This is a genomic window from Paenibacillus sp. FSL K6-2859 (assembly GCF_038008265.1).
Taxonomy (GTDB): domain Bacteria; phylum Bacillota; class Bacilli; order Paenibacillales; family Paenibacillaceae; genus Paenibacillus_AQ; species Paenibacillus_AQ nitricinens.
Window position 1 is genome coordinate 6478956 of record NZ_JBBOYU010000001.1, and the last position, 19206, is coordinate 6498161.

A 19206-nucleotide genomic window follows, 5' to 3' on the forward strand; every position below is an offset into this window, starting at 1 on the left:
TATGATTCTGTTATTTGGATACCGGTACAACATCATAATATTCTTCCAGTGTAATATCTTTATCCACGATATAAGTAGCTATATCCTTGCCTACATAACGAATATGCCAAGGCTCATACTTATATCCTGTAATGTCCTGCTTACCTTCTGGATAGCGGATGATAAAACCATATTCCGCTACATGCTGTGCCAGCCACTCCGCTTCCTTCGTCCCACCGAAACAGCTCTCCGCAGCACATTTTCCATCACTTCCTGAGACATCGATAGCAAGTCCTGTCTGATGCTCACTGTAGCCCGGTACGGCACTGTATGTGCGGGCCATTTCTTCTCCGTCTTTCTCTACATAACGATTATACAGTGTCGTCTGGGTTTTCTGAGAACGGTAAGCTGAGACACCAGCCAAATAAATTCCGTCGTCCTCCGCACCTGCGAACATTTTCTCTAAAGCTTTGGCAGCTTCACTGCGCATCATACGTTTTTCAATTTTCTCTTTAAATGTAAACCGTACATCCGGGTAGACAAGATCGGCTGGTTTATAATTATCAGGCAGTCCATACTCCTTATTTACCATCACAGCTATGCTGTCAGGCCCTTTAAAAGAATCATCAGTGCTATTTCCCTTGCCGTTACTATCCGGTTCGGACGGATCAGAGGGATCCGTTGTATTAGATGGATTAGCTACCACTGGGTCTGTTATGCCCTCTTCAGTGCTATTACCATCTTCACCAGGCTTAGCTTGAAGATCATCCTGCACATTTATATTGGAACCGCTACTATCTGAAGCAGAAGGAGAAGGCGTCGTATACTTCCCAATCCCCCACCCAACAGCAATAACGACAATTAACAAGACTAATATTTTTAATTTTTTAGACATCTGCAAGTTCTTCCTCCTCGAAGTCGAAACACTATATTTATCTATTAGACAGGCTTTCCTTCAAAAATGTTACACTAAGATCCTTTTTTAGACAAATATCGCTCAAATCTGCCCACAAAATAAAGTTACCATAGGTGATTAGCTTGTCTGCTAACTTCCCTATGGTAACAAGTTTTAGCTATGAAATTCCACTTACTTTATCTGGATGTGCCTCTGCCGCCGCTTTTAAAGCCGCCGGAGCTGCCACGTCCACCGCGTGAGGAGCCAGAGTTTCCGCCGTTGCGGCCACCTTTACCAGCGCCACCCTTGGCACCACCGTAACCGCCTTTGCTACCTTTTCCACCTTTACCGCCGCCTCTAGACGGGCTTGCACCGTAGCCGCTGCCTAAGCCGCCTCGTGGCGTGCCTCCAACGTAGGCACCACCGTCTGCACCTCTGGCTACGTTCTCGCTGTAGCCAGTGCTTGGTCCGCCCTTGCGGTTCGCAACGCGCGAACCAGTGCTAGGCGCTGCCGCGTTGCCGCTGGCGGGCGCCTCGCCTCTGGAGGCGAAGGCGCCATAGCCGCCGCCTACTCGCACTACGCCTGCAGCCTTGCCGCCGCCCTTTGGAGCGGCAGCGTCATAACCGCTGCCGCCACGCTTGCCAGCCGCCGCATCAGAACGGCCGCCGCGGCGACCTTCTGCAGGCGCACCCCAGCCGCCTGCTTCCTTACCGCGGCCGCGGCCACCTTGCCGCGCTCCGCCTTCGCCGCGCGGAGCTCCGCCGCGGCCAGAGCCGCCGGTCTTTGGTCCGCGGCCCGTACGCGCTGCCTCAGCACCACCGCTTTGACGACCGCCGTGGCGTCCGCCGCCTTGTACTGCAACGAATTCGCCAACGCCGAATTCATCCTTGTCGTAACGGCGACGATCCAGGCGCTGCGATATGCCGTGCTCAATCAAATCTAGTCCATCTTGCTCACGTGGAGAAGTGAACGTGATTGCAAGCCCTTTACCTCCGGCACGGCCTGTCCGGCCGATCCGGTGAATATAGCTATCCACATCAAGTGGCATATCGTAGTTAAAGATATGGGTGATACCTTCGACATCCAGCCCCCGAGCCGCTACATCTGTAGCTACAAGAAGCTGCAGCTTCGCATCACGGAATCTCTTCATTACACCTTCACGTTTACCTTGAGACAAATCGCCGTGCAGCTCATCACAATCATAACCTGCTGCTTGGAGTGCTTCGTTCAGCTTGGACACCCGACGTTTAGTCCGGCAGAAAATAATAGCCAAGTAAGGACGATCCCGTTCAATCAATGCTTTGAGTGCCTCTTCTTTATTACGATCTGAGACTTCCACGACTTGCTGTTTGATATTATCCAGCGGAATCGGAGAACCACTCTTAATAATGATATCCAGAGGCTCTTTCATGTAATTAGCTGCGAGACGTTTAATCGGATCTGGCATCGTCGCAGAGAACAACATCGTTTGACGGCGATAAGGAACAGCCGTAATAATGGTCTCTACATCCTCCAAGAATCCCATATGCAGCATTTGATCCGCTTCGTCCAGAACGAGCATCTTAACGCCACTAAGATCGAGCGTCTCCCGGCGCATATGATCTAGCAGTCTACCCGGTGTACCGATAATAAGATGTCTGCCGCCTTCGAGCTTACGCAGCTGCTTCTCAACATCCTGACCACCATAAACGGCCAGGATTTTGATATCCGTATGACGCGCCAGCTTTCGTGCCTCTTCTGTAATCTGCAAAGCGAGCTCACGAGTTGGAGCCATAATTAGCGCCTGCGGATAAGCTCGCTCCGTGTGGATCTTGTCCATAATTGGCAGCAAGAAAGCTAATGTCTTCCCTGTACCTGTCTTCGCTCTTGCAATTACATCCAGACCCTGCACCAATGGCGGTATTGCTTCCTGTTGCACTGGTGTAGGCTTAACGATGCCTTGACCTTGAAGCAATGTACACAGTAATTCTGAAACACCTAATTCTTTAAATCCCGGCAAATTCTCCACCTCACTATTTTCTCAGTTAAATTTGATTACATCTCTTACTTAACTTCCGTCTTCCAAAGCCCTATTCAGGCAGCCCCTACCCGACTGTCCTTTTGGGGGCGTATGCTTCCGATTCAGCTATATTCAAACAAAAGCGGAAGAACCCCGTCACCGGCATTCTTCCGTCCCATGTATCCCTTGACCCGTTAAAAGAGTGCGGTCAAAGTTCGGTTTCTGGGCAGCAGCGATCCACCGGACGTTTAGACGGCACTCCATTTGCGTTCCATTCCACTTTATACAATAGAAGTAAAGTTAAGCTTAGAAAGTTATCTTTTATATTGTACTTGATAGAACGGCATTTGTGTGAAACTGCAGAATAATAATTATTCTATCCTGTAGTTGTAGGTTAGAACCTTCCTGATTTAAAAATCGCAAAGATCAACCATAAGAACATCAGAAGCGCTACTACGCCGCCAATCTCCACTGTAGGGAAATTCCATAACACTGAAGGCTGACCGCGCATTGCAGTGCCAATAATGAGTCCAACCATGATGATACTGAACGCAAGCATCACAATACTAAACGCTAAGCGGTTCCCAACCCGGTCCAGCTTTCGCTCTAAATTCTTTATCTCAGGTGCCACTACCTCCACCTTTATTTTCCCCTTACTAATTAGCGCGGATAACTGCCTTGCCTGCCCAGGAAGCTCTAGAAGACTCTCCGTTAAATCGGCTACGCCTCCAAGGAGCTTGCGCTGCAATCGGGGACCACTAAATCGCTGCTTCACAAGTTCCCGTCCAAAAGGCTCTGCCATCTCTAAAATGCTAATCGTTGGATCCAAGTTGCTAATGACACCCTCAAGCGTCAGCATCGTCTTACCAAGCATCGTTAGATCCGGCGGAAGGACTAATTGATGCTTGCGAGCAATGCCAAACAAATCATTTAGCGCTTTACCTATGCTCATCTTACTAAACGGAACATCATAATACTCTTCGCGAAGTCGATCCATATCATTATGCAACGCCGTTCGATCAGCATCCTCAGGGATGACTCCGAGACGCAAAATTGCCCGGACCATCGCATCCGTATTCTTGCGCATTAGTGCGATGACAAGCGCAGACAGCTGCTCTTTCATCTCTTCGTTCAGCCGACCCATCATGCCAAAATCAATCAAAGCCAGCTTCCCATCAGCCATTCGTATAACATTCCCTGGATGCGGATCCGCATGAAAAAAGCCATGAATGAAGATTTGCCTTAGCATCATTTCCACGAGTTGCTGAGCGATAACCTTAAGCTTAACTCCGTTACTCAATAACTCATCGCGACGACTCAGCGTAATCCCTACCACATATTCCATCGTCAGCACCCGTGCTGACGTGTAGTCCCAATAGATATCCGGGATGTATACTCCGTCATAATCCATCTGTTGAGCAATTTTCTCTGCATTGCGGCCTTCTTGGCCGTAATCCAGCTCGCCAAGCAGAGATTTCGAGAATTCCTCTACCATACGGGACAACTGATATTGCCTTGCCCAGCCTAGCTGCTTCTCAGCAAGAGCACTTAGATCTTTGAGAATTTCCAAATCTCTACTCATCGTTCGCAGTATGCCAGGGCGCTGAACTTTAACAGCCACCACTTGCCCACTATGAAGAACAGCTCTATGCACTTGACCGATCGACGCAGCCGCAAGGGGAGTATCCTCAAAGGAATTAAAGATTTCATCCATCCGTTGATCGAGTTCATGCTCCACAATCGTGCGCACGCGCTCCACAGGGAACGGGGGGACATTATCCTGTAGTTTTACCAATTCTTGAATAATAGAATCAGGCAGCAGATCCGAACGGGTACTGGCGAGTTGTCCAAGCTTAATAAAGGTTGGACCCAAATCCTCCAATACGAGCCGAATCCGCTCCCCGAGCGTAAGACTTGTATGAGCTTCTTGCGTTACAAGACGGCGTGGAAGGGATAATAAATGATAGAGCCCCAGCTCCTCCACCATATAGCCAAAACCATGGTGCATAAGCGCCATGGCAATGGACCGGTATCGTCCGGCATGTCTAATACGTACTGCCATTTAGTCCGTACGCGTTTCCGCCGATGTTCCTTCTAGATGGGAAATGCCCTCCAGCTCGGCCAATCGACGCTCCAATACAGCAATTCGGCCTTCCAGCTCATCAATATCACTTTGTGCAGGAACCTTCATTTCCTTTAACACGCGTTGTACTTGTTCTTGTACAACAGACTTGAGCATACCTCGCTCTTCTTCACCGCGTTCAATCAGACGGTCAACTAGGGCCTTAGACTCCGAAGGAGCAAGCTCCCCACGCTTCACTAGCTCCTCAACAACCTTTTCTACTTTTTCCTTACTAACAATGGTGAGGCCCACTCCTAAAGAGATCGCTTTTTTAAACAAATCACTCATAGTACTTCCTCCCAAAGATTCCGTTTCGTTACAAACGGAGTTGATGATTAAAGTATACCTCACTGTGTGCGTATTTCAAAAAAATGCGATATCACTCAGTTGCTTACCGGAATGCGTGCAGCCCAAGTAGCTGCCTGCAAGATCAGTTTACGCAGTGCTGGATGGCGGAAGGATGGCTCATGATGCCCAGGCATAAGGAATACTACTCGTCCTAAACCATAGCTGTGGCACCATGCAGCTGGAAGCCATTGCCCCTCCGATTCATACTGAAGAAGAATAGTCCGATCTGTGAACGGATCAAATTCGAAATGATAAGGCTCTTCATCCAGCTGGAAGTCTTCAACCCCCTCAGTAATGTCATGCTCCAGCACCTTAAAATTCATTGGCTCGTAAGCGGTGTGACCATTAAAGCGGCCCCCGATCAGCTGAGCTAATTCGTTACGCTTCGTCAATGAAGCACCTGTATGAAGAACAATTAGTCCTCCACCACCGCTCACGTAGCTGAGTAGGCCAGCGGTTTGCTGAGGAGATACCGTTTCATTCCATAATTCGTTGTAGGCAATGCATAAGTCATAACTTCCCAAATGCTCAATGCGCATCATTTTTTTATTTTCTGAACACTGAACGGTTAATAAATCATTTAAGATCTCGCTAATTTGTTGGTCCACTCCTTGAAGTGGATGGAAACGGGGATGGGTATAATCACCAAGTAACAGACATTTTCTTTTGTCCATGGGGATCCTCCTCCTTATTCATTGTTATTATTCATCACATGTTGCCTATATTCTAAGGAAAACTGCTGCGAATGTCCATGCAGATGGCAGGTTTACTACTCTTAAGGCATTCTCTTCCGGGTAAAAAAGCATCCCCACCCATTGAACCCGGCGGGAATGCTTCTGTGTGGTAACGTCGATCTTGTAAAGCTGCCGCACATTGTGGGCTAGCGATTCGCCCCCACATATTTGCCCAGCTCTACAATCATACTCCCCATCCGTTCATGCTCAGGCATGATGATACGCTGTACGCCCTCTTCCTTAAGTGCCTCAGAGGTAATACGCCCTACAGAAACAGCAAGCACTTTATCCTCGAAAGACTTCAGCATCTCCTCCAGCTTACCCTGTTCCCGAGCAAATTGAGAGAGGAAACGAAATTGTGGCGCACTCGTAAAAGCCACGGCATCAATCTTACCTTCTATGATTTCTGTAAGCAATCTTTCAAGCTCACCCGGTTCTGGTAGAGTATGACGATACGGCAGCACTTGGCGGGTATTCGCCCCAGCCTCCTGCAGCCATTCGAGCATACGAGGCGCTGGATCGCCGTGCAGCTGCAGTACGACCTCCTCGCCCTGCAAATCCAGAGATTGAAGCCCACGAATCAATCCGATCGTACTTCCGTCGTCGTCACGAACCTCCGGCGTAAGTCCTCTTTTTTTCAAAGCATTCACTGTCTTATAACCCCGTGCAGCAATAATAGAACCAGAAAGGACTTCTAAGAAACGCTCAGCGATATTCAGGCGTTCAGCCGTTTGGAAGAGAGCATCCAGTCCCATGCCTGTGGTAAGGATCACCAAATAAGGCGGATCACTAATCCATGAATTCAATCCTTCCTCCAACGCCTCATCATCAAGAAAGACAGTACCTTGAGCAGGTCGGCATAACGCCGTCCCCCCCATATTTTGCACCAGCTTGGCCATCTCTTCCGATTTGCGCGGACCCGCCAAGGCGACCGTGAACCCCTTCAGTTGCTCTGCCATGTACTATTATCTCTCCTCTCTCCGTTGCCTAACCCAACATTATTGTTTATCAGTATACTTGCAAAGGGCTGCAAAAGGGAAGATAAAAGCATCGTTTTCCTATATGAAATATATATCATTACTTGGAGGAGTGTATTTTAAAGCTACTCACAAGCTTTTGCAGTTCCTCTGCAAGATGGCTAAGATCGGTAGATGAAGATGCCATCTCCTCAACAGAAGCGAGCTGCTCTTGCGCTGCCGTTGCGATGGTCTCTGTATTCACAGCCGCTTCTTCAGAAATGCCACGAATCTCTCCTATAGCCTTCTCCATGTGATCTGATTCCACCAATAAGGTCTGTACAGCCCCACCCATTGCCTCAATCTTCTCTGCGGCACTCTTGACCGCTCTACGAATACGGGAGAAAGAACGTCCGGAAGTATCCACGGCCTCAATCCCTTCGGTTACGCGCTGCTTTGTGTCTTCCATCGTATGGGTCACCAGTGTCATCTCACTATTAATGGCGGTAATCTGCTCAGCAATCAAATGCGCTGATTTCTCTGATTCCTCTGCCAGCTTACGCACTTCAGCAGCAACAACGGCAAATCCACGGCCATGCTCTCCAGCTCTGGCCGCCTCAATAGATGCATTGAGAGCTAACAGATTGGTCTGACGGGCAATCCCTGTGATGACGCCGACAATGCCCTCAATTTGACCGGTCCTTTCATTTAGCTTGTCGATTACACTGCCAAGCTCACCCACCGTTCTATCGATACCATTGATCTTATCCACCACGCTGATGACAGAATCATTTCCTTCCGAAGCAGAGAGTGAAGTCTTGTCCATCATCGCAGAGACCTGCTCCATATATACAGAAATATGATCCACTTCGCTGGTCGTCGCCGCTGTACTTTCCATTCCTTTTCGTACACCAATTACCTGCCGTTCAGTCCCTGCTGCTACCTCCTGAATTGCTATCGTCATTTGTTCGATCGTTTGAGCATTCTGCTCCGCACTGGCAGTTAGCTCTTCGGCTGAAGAGGAGACATTACTCGTCATCTCCTGCACACCTATGATCATCTCGCGCAGACTGAGCACCATTAATTGAAAGTTCTCTGCTAGCATACCAATCTCATCTTTACGGAAAGCCCCCATGTCTTCGGACAGATCCCCTTTAGCTATCACTGCAGTTGCTTTGCGCAGACGGGTAAGCGGCTTCAGAATAGATTGAATATTAAAATAAACCACGATCAGTGCAAGTAAAACGGAAACTACGATAACAAGCAGCGCTGTATCGCGAATCCCGCTTGTTGCCGAAGTCACTTCATCTATGCTTATCGTACCGCCGATTCTCCAGCCCGTAAGCTCATTCACCATAAACGTCATCTTTTTGTGCGTATCCTTGTAAACATAATCAAAGGTACCTTGTTCTTCCTTGAACATTTCTTTTACAAAATCAGCCGATGATTCCTGCCCAATAACCTCTGTTGGATGAACAAGATATTTCTTGCTGTTATCAAGGATAATAATATATCCTTCCTTGCCAACCTTAGCCGAGGTCAAAGCTCCTAAAGTGGAGAGATTGAGATTCAAGGTAACCACCCCGTCTCCGCTCTTCAGGACCGTTGATATGGCAACTGCCGTTTCCTGATTTACGGTTTGAAAGGCCGGAGAGATCACCACACCCTTCCCGTGCTTCAGAGAATTCACATAAGCACTTTCCTTCCTTGGATCGTAGCCTTCAGGTAGCTTGGCTTCCGAAGCATGGATAGATTCCCCTCTGCTTGTACTAACATAGATGTCTAGAACATCAGGATGCAGCACAGCATATTCCTTCAGTCTGGATTCCATAGAAGCTGCCGTCTGCCCAGTTGCCTCCCTGTTGGCACTCTCAGCAGTGAACTCAGCGGCAAAATAAGAAATAGCATCTATTTTGGATTGAATATTCGAGTTGATGATTTCATTTACTGCCACAACACTTTCAGTAGCATTGCCCACCAGATGATCTTCCACTTCATGGCTGGCAGATTGATAGGTACGCCAACCTATAATGATACTGGGTAAGAGCAGAACTAGTAGGTATGTAAGAATTAATTTGGTTCGGATACTCATACCCGCTTTTTTGTTCATAGTTGTCATCACTCTCTCTCTCTTCGAGTCTTAAAGAAGGACTTATTTACCAGACTTACTATATAATTATATATCCTTCTTTGGAACCGATTTTCCTCCTATCTTTCTTCATTTTTCTCATCATTCTTAAGAATTGTCATATAAACGCAACAAAAAGACCGCCTCAAAGAGAGCGATCTACTCAAATAAGCCTATTTCTTATCATTACCGCAGCAAAAGGCTCCGGTTCTTTCATCCCTAGTTCACGTTCTTGTTCTTGCAGTTCGGGCAGACGCCTCCGAATACCACATGAGCATGACCAATCGTGTAACCAGTATCCTTGGCCACTGTGTTCATCCAGTCTCGTGGAACTTGGTTCATTACCTCATCAACCGCACCGCAAACCTCACAAATGATATGCTGGTGATCATCCATGCGGGCATCATATCTGCTGGCAGCCTCACCGAGCTTGAGCTCACGAATCATTTGTTTATCTGAAAGATAACGAAGAGAGTTATATACAGTACCGTATGCTAAGCTATGACCTTGCTCTACTAGCCGGTTCATTACTTCCGCGGCTGTGGGATGGTCATGTGAATTAAGGACGATATCGTAAACGGCTTGACGTTGGGAAGTCAAATTTAGACTTTTCATTGCTATCATCCTCTAACTTATTTTTAGATCAAGTATAAATCGCGAACGTAAGAACGTCAATCCCACTTTTATCCACTGTTTACTCTCTCAGCTACTTAATCAATCCAGAATATTTGATGTCAACGTCAGCTTTGACCTGAAAATCGAGACCCGCATAAAGCCCCTTCCACACTTCCATTTCGGTATCATTATTAAAATGCCTGGCTCCATAGTGCAGACCCCACCCAAATGGATCCAGACCACTAGCTTGAATTTTAGTCAATAACGATAATATATCTTGTTCCAGTTCTCTTCCCCCGGCTGCCGCAATCCCCTCCAACTTACCATTAGTCACCAGATCCGGACTGCTACTTTCTTCGAGAATCCCTCTAATCTTAATATGATATCGAATAGTAGCTTTCCCGTGCTCTGGCGTCAGAATTTTGTAGTCTGAGGACGATCTCTCTGTGTAGTACTGATACATAACTCCCTCTGAATGGGCCGGCAAATTAGTTCGTAAGTTCGAGCGCGACAGCAGATTATATAACCGTGTTTCGTTGGGAGTAAGAACCATTTTAATTTTCTCATTATTAAGCAGAGCAATTTTATTTATTAAAAACTCCTTATCCCCTCTTGCCTCGATAATCGGTAGAATCGGATCAATTCCCTTCTCATAAATATTTCTCATCAGCTGAAAGGAATATACACTAGAAATAAATGGAGACTCCGTGCCTTGTCCACTCATCGCCAGAATAAGAGAATTTGATGGGATCCGCTCCGATTGGGGTCTTACCTGTAGAACCTGAAGTGCTTCCGGACGCCCTATTGCGAAATTAAGAATAAGCTGCATATCTCTACGTCGCACAGCCCAATCCATAACATGTAGAATGTCTTTACGCGCAACCCCCTCCCCCAAAATAATCGATTTACAATGGGAGTAATCAAGCTCCTTTTCCACTCTGGATTTCATTCTACGAAGCGCTTCCGAAATGCTCGGAGACTCCTCAGTCAATATTTGCATCTTCTCATCAATCTTGGTAACATCCCCTTGAGGGATGGCAAGCTTCAAGCTAATCTTAAAATTGCCTTCTTCTGCACCTTGATCAACGCCGATCGCCAGCACAAAAATCCGCAAATCAATCTCCTTGAAGTCACAACCAGCAAGAAGAAGGAATAAGGTAATCCCAATTCCGGCAAGGAATCTTCTCACAGGTTCCCCCTCCTAACTTTGCGATAACAATAAAATAACAGAGCGATGATGAACATCTCACCAAACCAGCGAATTTGCAGAAACCAGGCACCAAACATGTTAAGTTGATATTGATTCAGCCCCATTAAGGACAGAACCATTGCGCTAAACAAGACTAGGATGCTCCACTCTTTCCATTGCTCTGCTTTTGGGGACTGTTTTTTTACAGATGAAACGGCACCTTTAAAAAGCTCTAGACCTCCATGCCAATGAACAATTACACTCACCAGAGATAAACTCAAATAGGCGAAATAAAAAATAAACAGCATCCGTTCAATAATAAAGGATTCCATCCGAATACTGTCGGCCGTCGAGAACCATGTATACACATGTCTATCAATTGCAATGGTTCCAAAGTAACCGATGGGGACCAAAAAGGTTAAGAGAAGTACGAGCAGTCCCTCCACCCCTAAAATCCAAACATGCTTTAGCTTCAGCCCATGAAATACCCGATTAAATATAGCAAGGTTTAAGTAACCACTAAAAGAAAAGGTAGCTGCCGAAAGGCTCATTAGGTCCGGCTTATGCCAGAAGTATGTTAAGACCTGCAGAACAGAATCCCAATTGAAGTCCGGATTGGTCAATGCTTTTACGAGGCCATAAATAATTAACGGTAAGGTTACGCTGAGAATGATTTCAAGCCCATACAAGATGGATAGAGAATCGAAACGACAGCAGATGCAGACCAGGACTAAAAAACTGATCACAACAGTATAAGGACTCGAATCCGGACTGATAAACCGCAGCGTGATATCTACAAAAGAAAGTAGCGTAACCCCACCAGCCATACACCATAAGCCAGCAAAAAGGAGTAGCAAGGTTCTGGCTAACTTCTTAGGAAGCAAAGAGTAAAATATTTCTGGAAAACCCTCTCCGGGGAACTTAGCAATCAATACAGTAAATATATAAACAAACAAAGTGCCAAAAATCGTTCCAATTAGTATGGATATCAAAGCACCTGAAAAACGTCTGTCTATTAGTTCCCTAGGAACAAAATTAATGATATTAATCAAGCTGTTCATCAGAAAAAGACAGTAGAAATAACGGCTTTTGGCCATCAATATTTCCCGCCCTTCTTCTTACCAAAGTTATCAAGAAAAAACAACCTGAAATAGGGTTGTCCAAAACTCCGTTGATTGCATAAATACATCGCGAACCCCACCACACAGATCACTACACCAACCATTCCTAGAACAGCGGCAGCTATAAGAAAAATGTACTTCAGCACGCGTATCGACAAGCTCATCATATTCAATGGAATCAGAAAATTGGATATTGCAACGGCCGAGACCAATATAATCATAATGTTACCTACAAGCCCTGCAGCCGTAGCTGCTTGACCCAAGATTAGACCTCCGACCGTCGTGGCCGTAGGACCAATCGCCTTGGGAAGCCGTAAACTCGCCTCGGTCAGAAATTCCATCATCATAAGCATTAAGAGCACTTCTACAAAAGATGGATAGGGCACAGTCGCACGACTACCTGAAATGAGCAGTGCAACCTGTACACGAATAATCTCGGGGTTATAAGAGGTAAGTGTTACATAGATCGCAGGCAGCCACAACGTCATGCACACACCGATAATCCGGAGTAGCTTTAAGAACCGACCCACAATAGGAAATTGGATTTTATCATCCATGGATGTAAAGAAATCGTTAAATATGGAAGGCAGCACTATCGCATATCCCGTTGTATCCAGGAGTATCGCTACTTTTCCTTCAGACAAATTAAATACGACTCTATCAGGCCTTTCGGTCACAATGGACTTGGGCAATATTCTCAGACTGTCACTACTTATAAATTTCTCAAGTTCTCCCATTGCCTGCAAAATATCAACCTTTAGGGTACTCATCTTCTCCCTTAATTCCTCTAACACATTATGATCAACACGCTTAGTATCATATAGGATTGCCACCTTTGTTTTGGAGACATCGCCGATGACCATGGTTTCCATTTTGAGATTAGTGGATTGATAGCGCCGACGAATCATGTTCAGATTCACCGCAAGATCCTCCGTTAGCGCATCTGAAGGTCCCTGAGAAATGCTTTCTGCAGACGTTTCACTGACACCACTACTTTCCGTACTCATTGCGTCATAAAAACAAATCACATCATTTATGCTAAGAAGAACATATCCGCTAAGCAAAAGATTGATCGCTGTTTCCTTCGTAGTCTCTTCTTCCGTGCCCGGATACGTCGTAATGTAATCAAGGTAAGCGTTAGTATCGCCCATCTCATAAAATGGTGTAATCACATGGCGACTGAGTGTCTGCGAATCTGTAACGCTTTTAATATAAATTAAGTTGATCTGCCCAAAAGGCGCTACGAGCGTCCTTTCGATTAAATCGGCGAATCCGTCCAATTCACCCTTGATCCATTCCAGAAAAACATCGTGCTTATCCTGTTGAACTGACATGGATCATCCCTCCTAATTATCCTGCGCTTCCCGGATGTCACCTTATTTTGGCACTATTTCTCTGAATTCATGCACTACACATATGAACACAGAGTTTCTTTTAACGGGTCTGTGGTAATAAATGAAATGAGTATTGTATAGATGGAGGGATAATAAGATGGATCCACATCGTAAAATAACGCAAGGTCTCCCGCAATATCCTGAATCATTATGGAGAGACACTACGGATTTACCGACTTTTCCAAAGCTGACTGAAAATATTACTACAGATGTCGCAGTGATCGGCGGCGGGATTACAGGCATTACTACAGCCTATCTCTTAAGCAAAGCTGGATACAAGGTCACGCTATTGGAGGCAGGGGAAATTCTCAGCGGTACTACGGGGTTTACAAGCGCCAAAATCTCTGCCCAGCACGGATTAATCTACAATCATTTGATGAAGCATTTCGGAAAAGAGAACGCCCTTCTCTATTATCAATCAAATCATAGGGCTATGAATTGGATCATAAATACAGCTGAAGAACTTGAAGTGTCTTGCGGCATGAAACGTGAAGCAGCCTATCTATACGCGGATGCTGAAGATCATAAAACGCTTAAAGAGTTGGAAGAAGAGTATAAAGCCTATGAACAATTGGGTCTGCCCGGTGAATGGCTGGATAACGTATCTATCCCTCTGATGGCGAGCGGTGCGATTAAATTACCAGGACAAGCTCGTTTTCACCCCCTGCAATATCTGAAGGCCTTGTTGAAGGTTATCGTGGAAAAAGGTGGCGTGATCTATGAGCATACGATGATGACGGACAAGGTGGAGAAGAACGATAAGCTTACGCTTTTTACAGAAAAGAATGACCACCGCATCACCTGCCGTTACGCTGTGTCGGCTTCTCATTTCCCCTTCTACGATGGAGGTGCGTTATATTTCTCGCGACTTCATGCTGAACGTTCCTATTGTATGGCGATCCAGCCCGAAACGGATTTTGAGGGTGGAATGTATTTAAGCGCCAGCGAACCAACCCGTTCTCTGCGTGCTGTGGAGTGGGAAGGACATCCTCTGGTTATCGTAGGTGGGGAGAATCATAAGACAGGCCAAGGCATCTGCACGATAGGTCATTATGAGAATCTGGAACTGTTCGCAGGTCACTTGCTGGGCATCAAATCGATCCCTTACCGCTGGTCGGCACAGGATTTAATTACCCTGGACAGGGTTCCCTACATCGGCAAGATTTCAGACAACGAAGAGATTTATATCGCTACGGGATTCGGAAAATGGGGCATGACAAGCGGTACCTTGTCCGCTCAAATCATCTCGGATCAGATTCAGCGCAAAGATAATCCATATACAGAGCTATACGATCCATCCCGCTTCAAAGTTGGCGCCAGCCTAAAGAGCTTCTTCGTTCAAAATGCCAATGTGGCAAAAGAGCTTGTAGCGGGAAAAGTTGAGATCGTCCACAAAAAGACAAGTGACCTGGAGGCAGACGAAGGAGCCGTTGTCTTCCATGACGGCAAACGGGTTGGCGCCTACAAAGATCCAGAAGGTAAACTTCATCTGGTGGACAGAACTTGTACGCATATGGGCTGTGAATGCGAATGGAACGACGGCGATCGTTCTTGGGATTGCCCTTGCCACGGCTCCCGTTTCTCCTATGATGGAGAAGTATTGGAAGGACCTGCATCGGTGCCACTGACGAAGCTTTACGAATAAATTGAGGTCCTTCGGCAGGGGCGGTTGTGAATGCCGTATAGCATTCAGGTATAATAGGACATGAATGAAGCATTAGCTTCAAAAATGTTTAAAGGAGCGTGACGTTAGAGATGGATTTGAGAGGAAAGAGTGTTGTGATTACGGGTGCGGGCAAAGGGATCGGCAAATCCTTAGCCATGGCACTAGCTAAGGAAGGTGCTAATTTGGGCCTGATCTCCAGAACTTCAGGCGATCTCGAAGCGTTAAAATCAGCTTTAACGGAAGTATACGACGTGAAAGTCAGCATTGCCGTAGCGGATATCGCTGTACGCGAAGAGGCTGAACGTGCGGTTGCTTACCTGCAAAATGAGCTAGGACCATTTGACGCATTGATTAACAATGCCGGAATTGCAAAATTCGGCACATTAGTAGAAATGGACCCCGCCGATTGGGAAAGCCATATCCAAGTCAATCTTTACGGAACCTATTATGTAACTCGCGCTGCACTGCCAGCTATGATTGAGAAAAATGGTGGAAATATCATCAATATCTCTTCTACCGCGGGAGAGCGTGGCTTCGCGACAGGCTCGGCTTATTGCGCATCCAAGTTTGCACTGATGGGCATGACCGAAGCCCTCGCACAAGAGGTGCGTAAGCACAACATCCGCGTCGTAGCCTTGACTCCAAGCACTGTAAACACTGGACTAGCTTCCAACGCTGGACTTAAGATCGGTGACGAAGACCGCATGATGCAGCCTGAGGATGTAGCTGAATTGGCCTTAACAGCCTTGAAGCTCCCGGATCGTGTCTTCCTAAAAACAGCAGGACTCTGGACCACGAATCCGCAATAAAACAGAGCTGGCTGGTTCTACGCCAGCCGTACTTTGTGGAGAAGAAAACCTCAAGACTGCTCTTCTCCATCCTCTGATTACACTTTGTGCGATAGAATGCCTCTATACCTCGAACTCTGGATACTATTTGACGTTCGAATGACGTTCGAATAACGTTCGAATAACCGATAGTTGCACTTTGTACATCTATTCAGCGTAAAAAGAGGCTCCGTCACACTTTAATTGCACTCTGTGCAACTAAAAGTAGGAAATTCTCGACCATTGGCCAGATTCATCTAATTTAGTTGCAGAGAATACACTTATTGCTTCTTTTCTAACGAATCAGAGCTTTTAAGTGTATAAAGTGCAATTATATATTCAGCCTAATGTTTATGTATGGATATCACACTACTGAACGGAGGTTTTCCTAACATGCTGGTAGTCACAAATACTATTAAAGTTAAAGAAGGTCATGGTGAAGCCATTGCTCAACGTTTTGGAGGAAATAATGGTGTACAGGATATGCCAGGATTCGTCCGCATGGAGGTTTGGCAAGGAAGTGCCAAAGAAGGTGTTGAGGAATTAAAAATCTGTACCATGTGGGAGAATGAGGAGGCATTTAAAGGCTGGACCTCCAGTGACTCCTTCCGTCAATCACACCGCGGTGCTGGTGGGAATGAAGCCATTCTTGGTGCTTCGATCGACAAATATAAGCTGATGATCAGCCGAACACCTGGCACCAGCAATTAAGTGTAGAGATTGGACGACTAGTCCCAATAGCTATTCGTATAACTTACGTCTACAATTAACAAAAGTACGACTGCCGCGACAAAAACAACAGGGATGCCCTAAGCCGATATGGCTTTGAGACATCCCTGTTGTTTTTTAAAGTGTGTCGCTTATTGCTCACTAACATGAGGCAAAGCTTGCTCCACCTCTTGATGTTTCCCCGGCCAGAATGCCCACCGGCCAAAAAGTGTCGTAATAGCGGGCACAAGGAACGGACGAACTACGAAGGTATCAAGTAGGATACCTAGCGCGGTGATGATACCAAATTGCACAAGCACCTGAATCGGTAAGCTAGCTAATACAGCAAAAGTACCTGCCAGAATGAGGCCTGCCGAGGTAATTACTGAGCTGGTCTCATTCACGCCTTCCGCGATCGCCTGCTTAAGCGGCATGGTCTTACGCTTTTTCCAAATATTCGAGATCATAAAGATATTATAATCTTCTCCAAGTGCCACCAGGAATACAAAGGAATAGAGCGGGATCGCTCCTTGAATAGCATCTGCACCCATCACATAGTGAATGATAATCCAGCCTAAGCCAAGTGCAGAGAAGAAGGAGAGAATAACTGTTCCGACCAGATAAATAGTTGCCACTATCGAACGCAGATATATCAACAACAGCAAAGTGATCAACCCGATAACAACAGGGATAATCAGATCGGTGTCGCGATCTCCGATTTTTTTGGTATCATACTGAGTCGCTGTCTGACCACTTACCCACACATGATCTGAAGGACTCTCTACCCCTACATCAATCAGCGCTTGCTCTGCCGTTTCTAAAAGGGCTGGAATATGCCCCATCGCTTCAAGTGAATAAGGATTGTTCTTAAATTCGATATCAAAACCCAGAATATCCTTGTTCACAGCGCCCTGCTGCGGATCAGAAACCGTATCCACATACGTGAGCCCTCCGAGAATGACTTTAAGGTCCTCTCCACTCGCTTGCCCCTTAGTATTAATAATCAGTTTAGCGGGAGCTAGTTCGCCCGGTGAAAACTGCTTACCGATGAGGTCGAACCCTTCGCGGGACTCCATATTTTTAGGAAAAGAAGAGAGAATATCATACGTAAACTTGATTCCACTGGAGAATGAAGCCAGAATCCCCAGTCCGATAACGGTCACTCCTACGATAGCCCAAGGCCTGGAAACTACAAATCCGCCAATCCCTTTTTTATGGGAGACTTTAAGTTCTGGAACTGGTTTCCCTTTAGCCTTAGCCCGTTCAACCTCCATTTGCGGCGTGCGCGGAATGAATGGGAAGAACGAGGTCCGTCCGAAGATCGCCAAAAGTGCAGGTACAAGCGTTAAGCTAGCAATTCCCATAATGAAAATCGAAACACTGAACGGTATTGCAAAGCGATGATATGCTCCATACTTAGCCAGTAATAGCGCGAACAGTGCAAGCACAACGGTGAAACCACTCATTGCAATAGCCCCTGAAGAATCGGTAATGGAACGAAGCAGGGCACGAGTTTTGCTTTGCTCTATCTTCAGAAGCTGACGGAATCGCGAAATCAGGAACAAACAATAGTCCGTACCCGCACCGAACAACAGAACCGTCATGATGGAGACTGCCTGCGAATCCACGGTGATCCAGCCTTCTTGCGCCATTTTTCCAAGGATCGGACTAGTTATACCATAAGCAAATCCAACAGCAATAAGCGGAATAAACGCCAAGATAGGCGAACGATAAATCACCAATAAGAACACCAGTACAAGCACAACCGTAGCAATCAGCAAGGAAACGTCTGCGTTCTGGAACAGTCCAGTAGCATCGATAGATATACCCACTGGACCCGTAACACGTAAACTCAGGTCTTTTCCATCCGCCTTAGCAGTGGACGGATCTCCACCGGTCTCCGTGTTTATGATCTTTTTCATTTCTGTCACAGCTTCGCCGAGCTGATCACTATCTGCCGTTTTATCAAAAAGCACCGGGGTTACCAGCGTACTAAGATCCTCGGATAACGAGGCCTGTAGTGCTTGTGGCGGCAGCTGTCCTAATGGAGGGACAAAATTCTGATGGGGCAATGGTTGCTGCTCCAACTTCTTGTACACAGCAGTGATATGTACTAAATCATCTTGTGAAAGCCCACCTTCTCTATGCCATACGAGCAGCGCAGGCACTCCGCTTCCACTAGGGAATTCCTGCTCTGCAATAGCTGCTGCCTGTACCGACTGTGCATCATCTGGGAGGTTAGGCGCATTATTAGCAACCTGAGAATTCACTGCAGGCCATAACAGGGTAAGTGCACCTACAAGCACTATCCACACGAGAAGAGTAATCCACTTCGTCTTTTTTCCTGCCACCCATTTTCCGTAGCCTGACATTCCCTTCATCCTCTCCTTTACCCTGCAGCCTTAAAAATGAGCCGCGGGTCATTTTTAATTCTATCATATATATGCTTTAATTTTTAATCAAACTTTTTTTATTTTTCCGAAAAATCAAAACACCTCACCACATATAAAATACCCCTCTCTTC

General features: G+C 46.4%; 15 protein-coding genes. 3 read left to right on the forward strand and 12 right to left on the reverse strand.

Annotation, left to right across the window (positions count from 1 at the left end; translation table 11 throughout):
• Positions 1 to 10: 10 nt before the first annotated feature.
• The 11 genes from MHB64_RS28905 to MHB64_RS28955 form a co-directional block, all read right to left on the reverse strand.
• On the reverse strand, positions 11 to 874 hold the full coding sequence (locus MHB64_RS28905; protein WP_094872091.1) for a M15 family metallopeptidase: 864 nt from the start codon (positions 872 to 874) through the stop codon (positions 11 to 13).
• A 197-nt stretch (positions 875 to 1071) separates the two neighbouring features.
• Positions 1072 to 2874 (reverse strand): DEAD/DEAH box helicase, encoded by a 1803-nt coding sequence (locus MHB64_RS28910; protein WP_094877334.1) that lies wholly within the window; start codon positions 2872 to 2874, stop codon positions 1072 to 1074.
• Positions 2875 to 3268: 394 nt separating this feature from the next.
• Entirely contained in the window at positions 3269 to 4936 is a 1668-nt protein-coding gene (locus MHB64_RS28915) for an ABC1 kinase family protein (RefSeq protein ID WP_341135907.1), read from the reverse strand.
• Complete coding sequence (locus MHB64_RS28920; RefSeq protein ID WP_094872086.1) at positions 4937 to 5284, reverse strand: phasin family protein; 348 nt, start codon at positions 5282 to 5284, stop codon at positions 4937 to 4939.
• Between the two features lie 95 nt (positions 5285 to 5379).
• Entirely contained in the window at positions 5380 to 6018 is a 639-nt protein-coding gene (locus MHB64_RS28925) for a ThuA domain-containing protein (RefSeq protein WP_042192549.1), read from the reverse strand.
• Between the two features lie 206 nt (positions 6019 to 6224).
• Entirely contained in the window at positions 6225 to 7037 is an 813-nt protein-coding gene (locus tag MHB64_RS28930) for a uroporphyrinogen-III synthase (RefSeq protein ID WP_341135908.1), read from the reverse strand.
• Positions 7038 to 7155: 118 nt separating this feature from the next.
• Positions 7156 to 9153, reverse strand: a complete 1998-nt coding sequence (locus tag MHB64_RS28935; RefSeq protein ID WP_341135909.1) for a methyl-accepting chemotaxis protein — start codon at positions 9151 to 9153, stop codon at positions 7156 to 7158.
• 228 nt (positions 9154 to 9381) lie between these two features.
• Positions 9382 to 9777 (reverse strand): Fur family transcriptional regulator, encoded by a 396-nt coding sequence (locus MHB64_RS28940; protein ID WP_042131422.1) that lies wholly within the window; start codon positions 9775 to 9777, stop codon positions 9382 to 9384.
• A gap of 91 nt (positions 9778 to 9868) precedes the next feature.
• On the reverse strand, positions 9869 to 10966 hold the full coding sequence (locus MHB64_RS28945) for a Ger(x)C family spore germination protein (protein ID WP_341135910.1): 1098 nt from the start codon (positions 10964 to 10966) through the stop codon (positions 9869 to 9871).
• Positions 10963 to 12063, reverse strand: coding sequence for a GerAB/ArcD/ProY family transporter (locus MHB64_RS28950; protein ID WP_341135911.1), 1101 nt, complete (start codon positions 12061 to 12063; stop codon positions 10963 to 10965). Before MHB64_RS28950 ends, MHB64_RS28945 begins: the two co-directional genes overlap by 4 nt.
• Complete coding sequence (locus MHB64_RS28955) at positions 12063 to 13421, reverse strand: spore germination protein (RefSeq protein ID WP_280787307.1); 1359 nt, start codon at positions 13419 to 13421, stop codon at positions 12063 to 12065. The genes MHB64_RS28950 and MHB64_RS28955 overlap by 1 nt, the downstream gene beginning before the upstream one ends.
• A 157-nt stretch (positions 13422 to 13578) precedes the next feature.
• Here MHB64_RS28955 and MHB64_RS28960 point away from each other — a divergent pair, with 157 nt between their 5' ends.
• From MHB64_RS28960 to MHB64_RS28970, 3 genes are all read left to right on the forward strand, one after another.
• Positions 13579 to 15126, forward strand: coding sequence for an FAD-dependent oxidoreductase (locus MHB64_RS28960; RefSeq protein WP_094877340.1), 1548 nt, complete (start codon positions 13579 to 13581; stop codon positions 15124 to 15126).
• Between the two features lie 110 nt (positions 15127 to 15236).
• On the forward strand, positions 15237 to 15956 hold the full coding sequence (locus tag MHB64_RS28965; protein WP_094872075.1) for a 3-ketoacyl-ACP reductase: 720 nt from the start codon (positions 15237 to 15239) through the stop codon (positions 15954 to 15956).
• A 411-nt stretch (positions 15957 to 16367) separates the two neighbouring features.
• Positions 16368 to 16685 carry an antibiotic biosynthesis monooxygenase gene (locus MHB64_RS28970; protein ID WP_042131428.1) on the forward strand — a complete coding sequence of 106 codons (318 nt, stop codon included), beginning with the start codon at positions 16368 to 16370 and terminating at the stop codon, positions 16683 to 16685.
• A gap of 149 nt (positions 16686 to 16834) precedes the next feature.
• Here the strand turns inward: MHB64_RS28970 and MHB64_RS28975 are convergent, their stop codons facing one another.
• The gene (locus MHB64_RS28975) at positions 16835 to 19063 is read right to left on the reverse strand and encodes an MMPL family transporter (protein WP_094872074.1); all 2229 of its coding nucleotides are present in this window, start codon (positions 19061 to 19063) and stop codon (positions 16835 to 16837) included.
• Between the last annotated feature and the right edge of the window lie 143 nt (positions 19064 to 19206).

Coding starts and splice junctions, on each gene's coding strand:
- MHB64_RS28970 (WP_042131428.1), top strand. CDS start 16,368: ATGCTGGTAGTCACAAATACTATTAAAGTTAAAGAAGGTCATGGTGAA.
- MHB64_RS28960 (WP_094877340.1), top strand. CDS start 13,579: ATGGATCCACATCGTAAAATAACGCAAGGTCTCCCGCAATATCCTGAA.
- MHB64_RS28920 (WP_094872086.1), bottom strand. CDS start 5,284: ATGAGTGATTTGTTTAAAAAAGCGATCTCTTTAGGAGTGGGCCTCACC.
- MHB64_RS28950 (WP_341135911.1), bottom strand. CDS start 12,063: ATGGCCAAAAGCCGTTATTTCTACTGTCTTTTTCTGATGAACAGCTTG.
- MHB64_RS28935 (WP_341135909.1), bottom strand. CDS start 9,153: ATGACAACTATGAACAAAAAAGCGGGTATGAGTATCCGAACCAAATTA.
- MHB64_RS28930 (WP_341135908.1), bottom strand. CDS start 7,037: ATGGCAGAGCAACTGAAGGGGTTCACGGTCGCCTTGGCGGGTCCGCGC.
- MHB64_RS28965 (WP_094872075.1), top strand. CDS start 15,237: ATGGATTTGAGAGGAAAGAGTGTTGTGATTACGGGTGCGGGCAAAGGG.
- MHB64_RS28940 (WP_042131422.1), bottom strand. CDS start 9,777: ATGAAAAGTCTAAATTTGACTTCCCAACGTCAAGCCGTTTACGATATC.
- MHB64_RS28975 (WP_094872074.1), bottom strand. CDS start 19,063: ATGAAGGGAATGTCAGGCTACGGAAAATGGGTGGCAGGAAAAAAGACG.
- MHB64_RS28915 (WP_341135907.1), bottom strand. CDS start 4,936: ATGGCAGTACGTATTAGACATGCCGGACGATACCGGTCCATTGCCATG.
- MHB64_RS28905 (WP_094872091.1), bottom strand. CDS start 874: ATGTCTAAAAAATTAAAAATATTAGTCTTGTTAATTGTCGTTATTGCT.
- MHB64_RS28955 (WP_280787307.1), bottom strand. CDS start 13,421: ATGTCAGTTCAACAGGATAAGCACGATGTTTTTCTGGAATGGATCAAG.
- MHB64_RS28925 (WP_042192549.1), bottom strand. CDS start 6,018: ATGGACAAAAGAAAATGTCTGTTACTTGGTGATTATACCCATCCCCGT.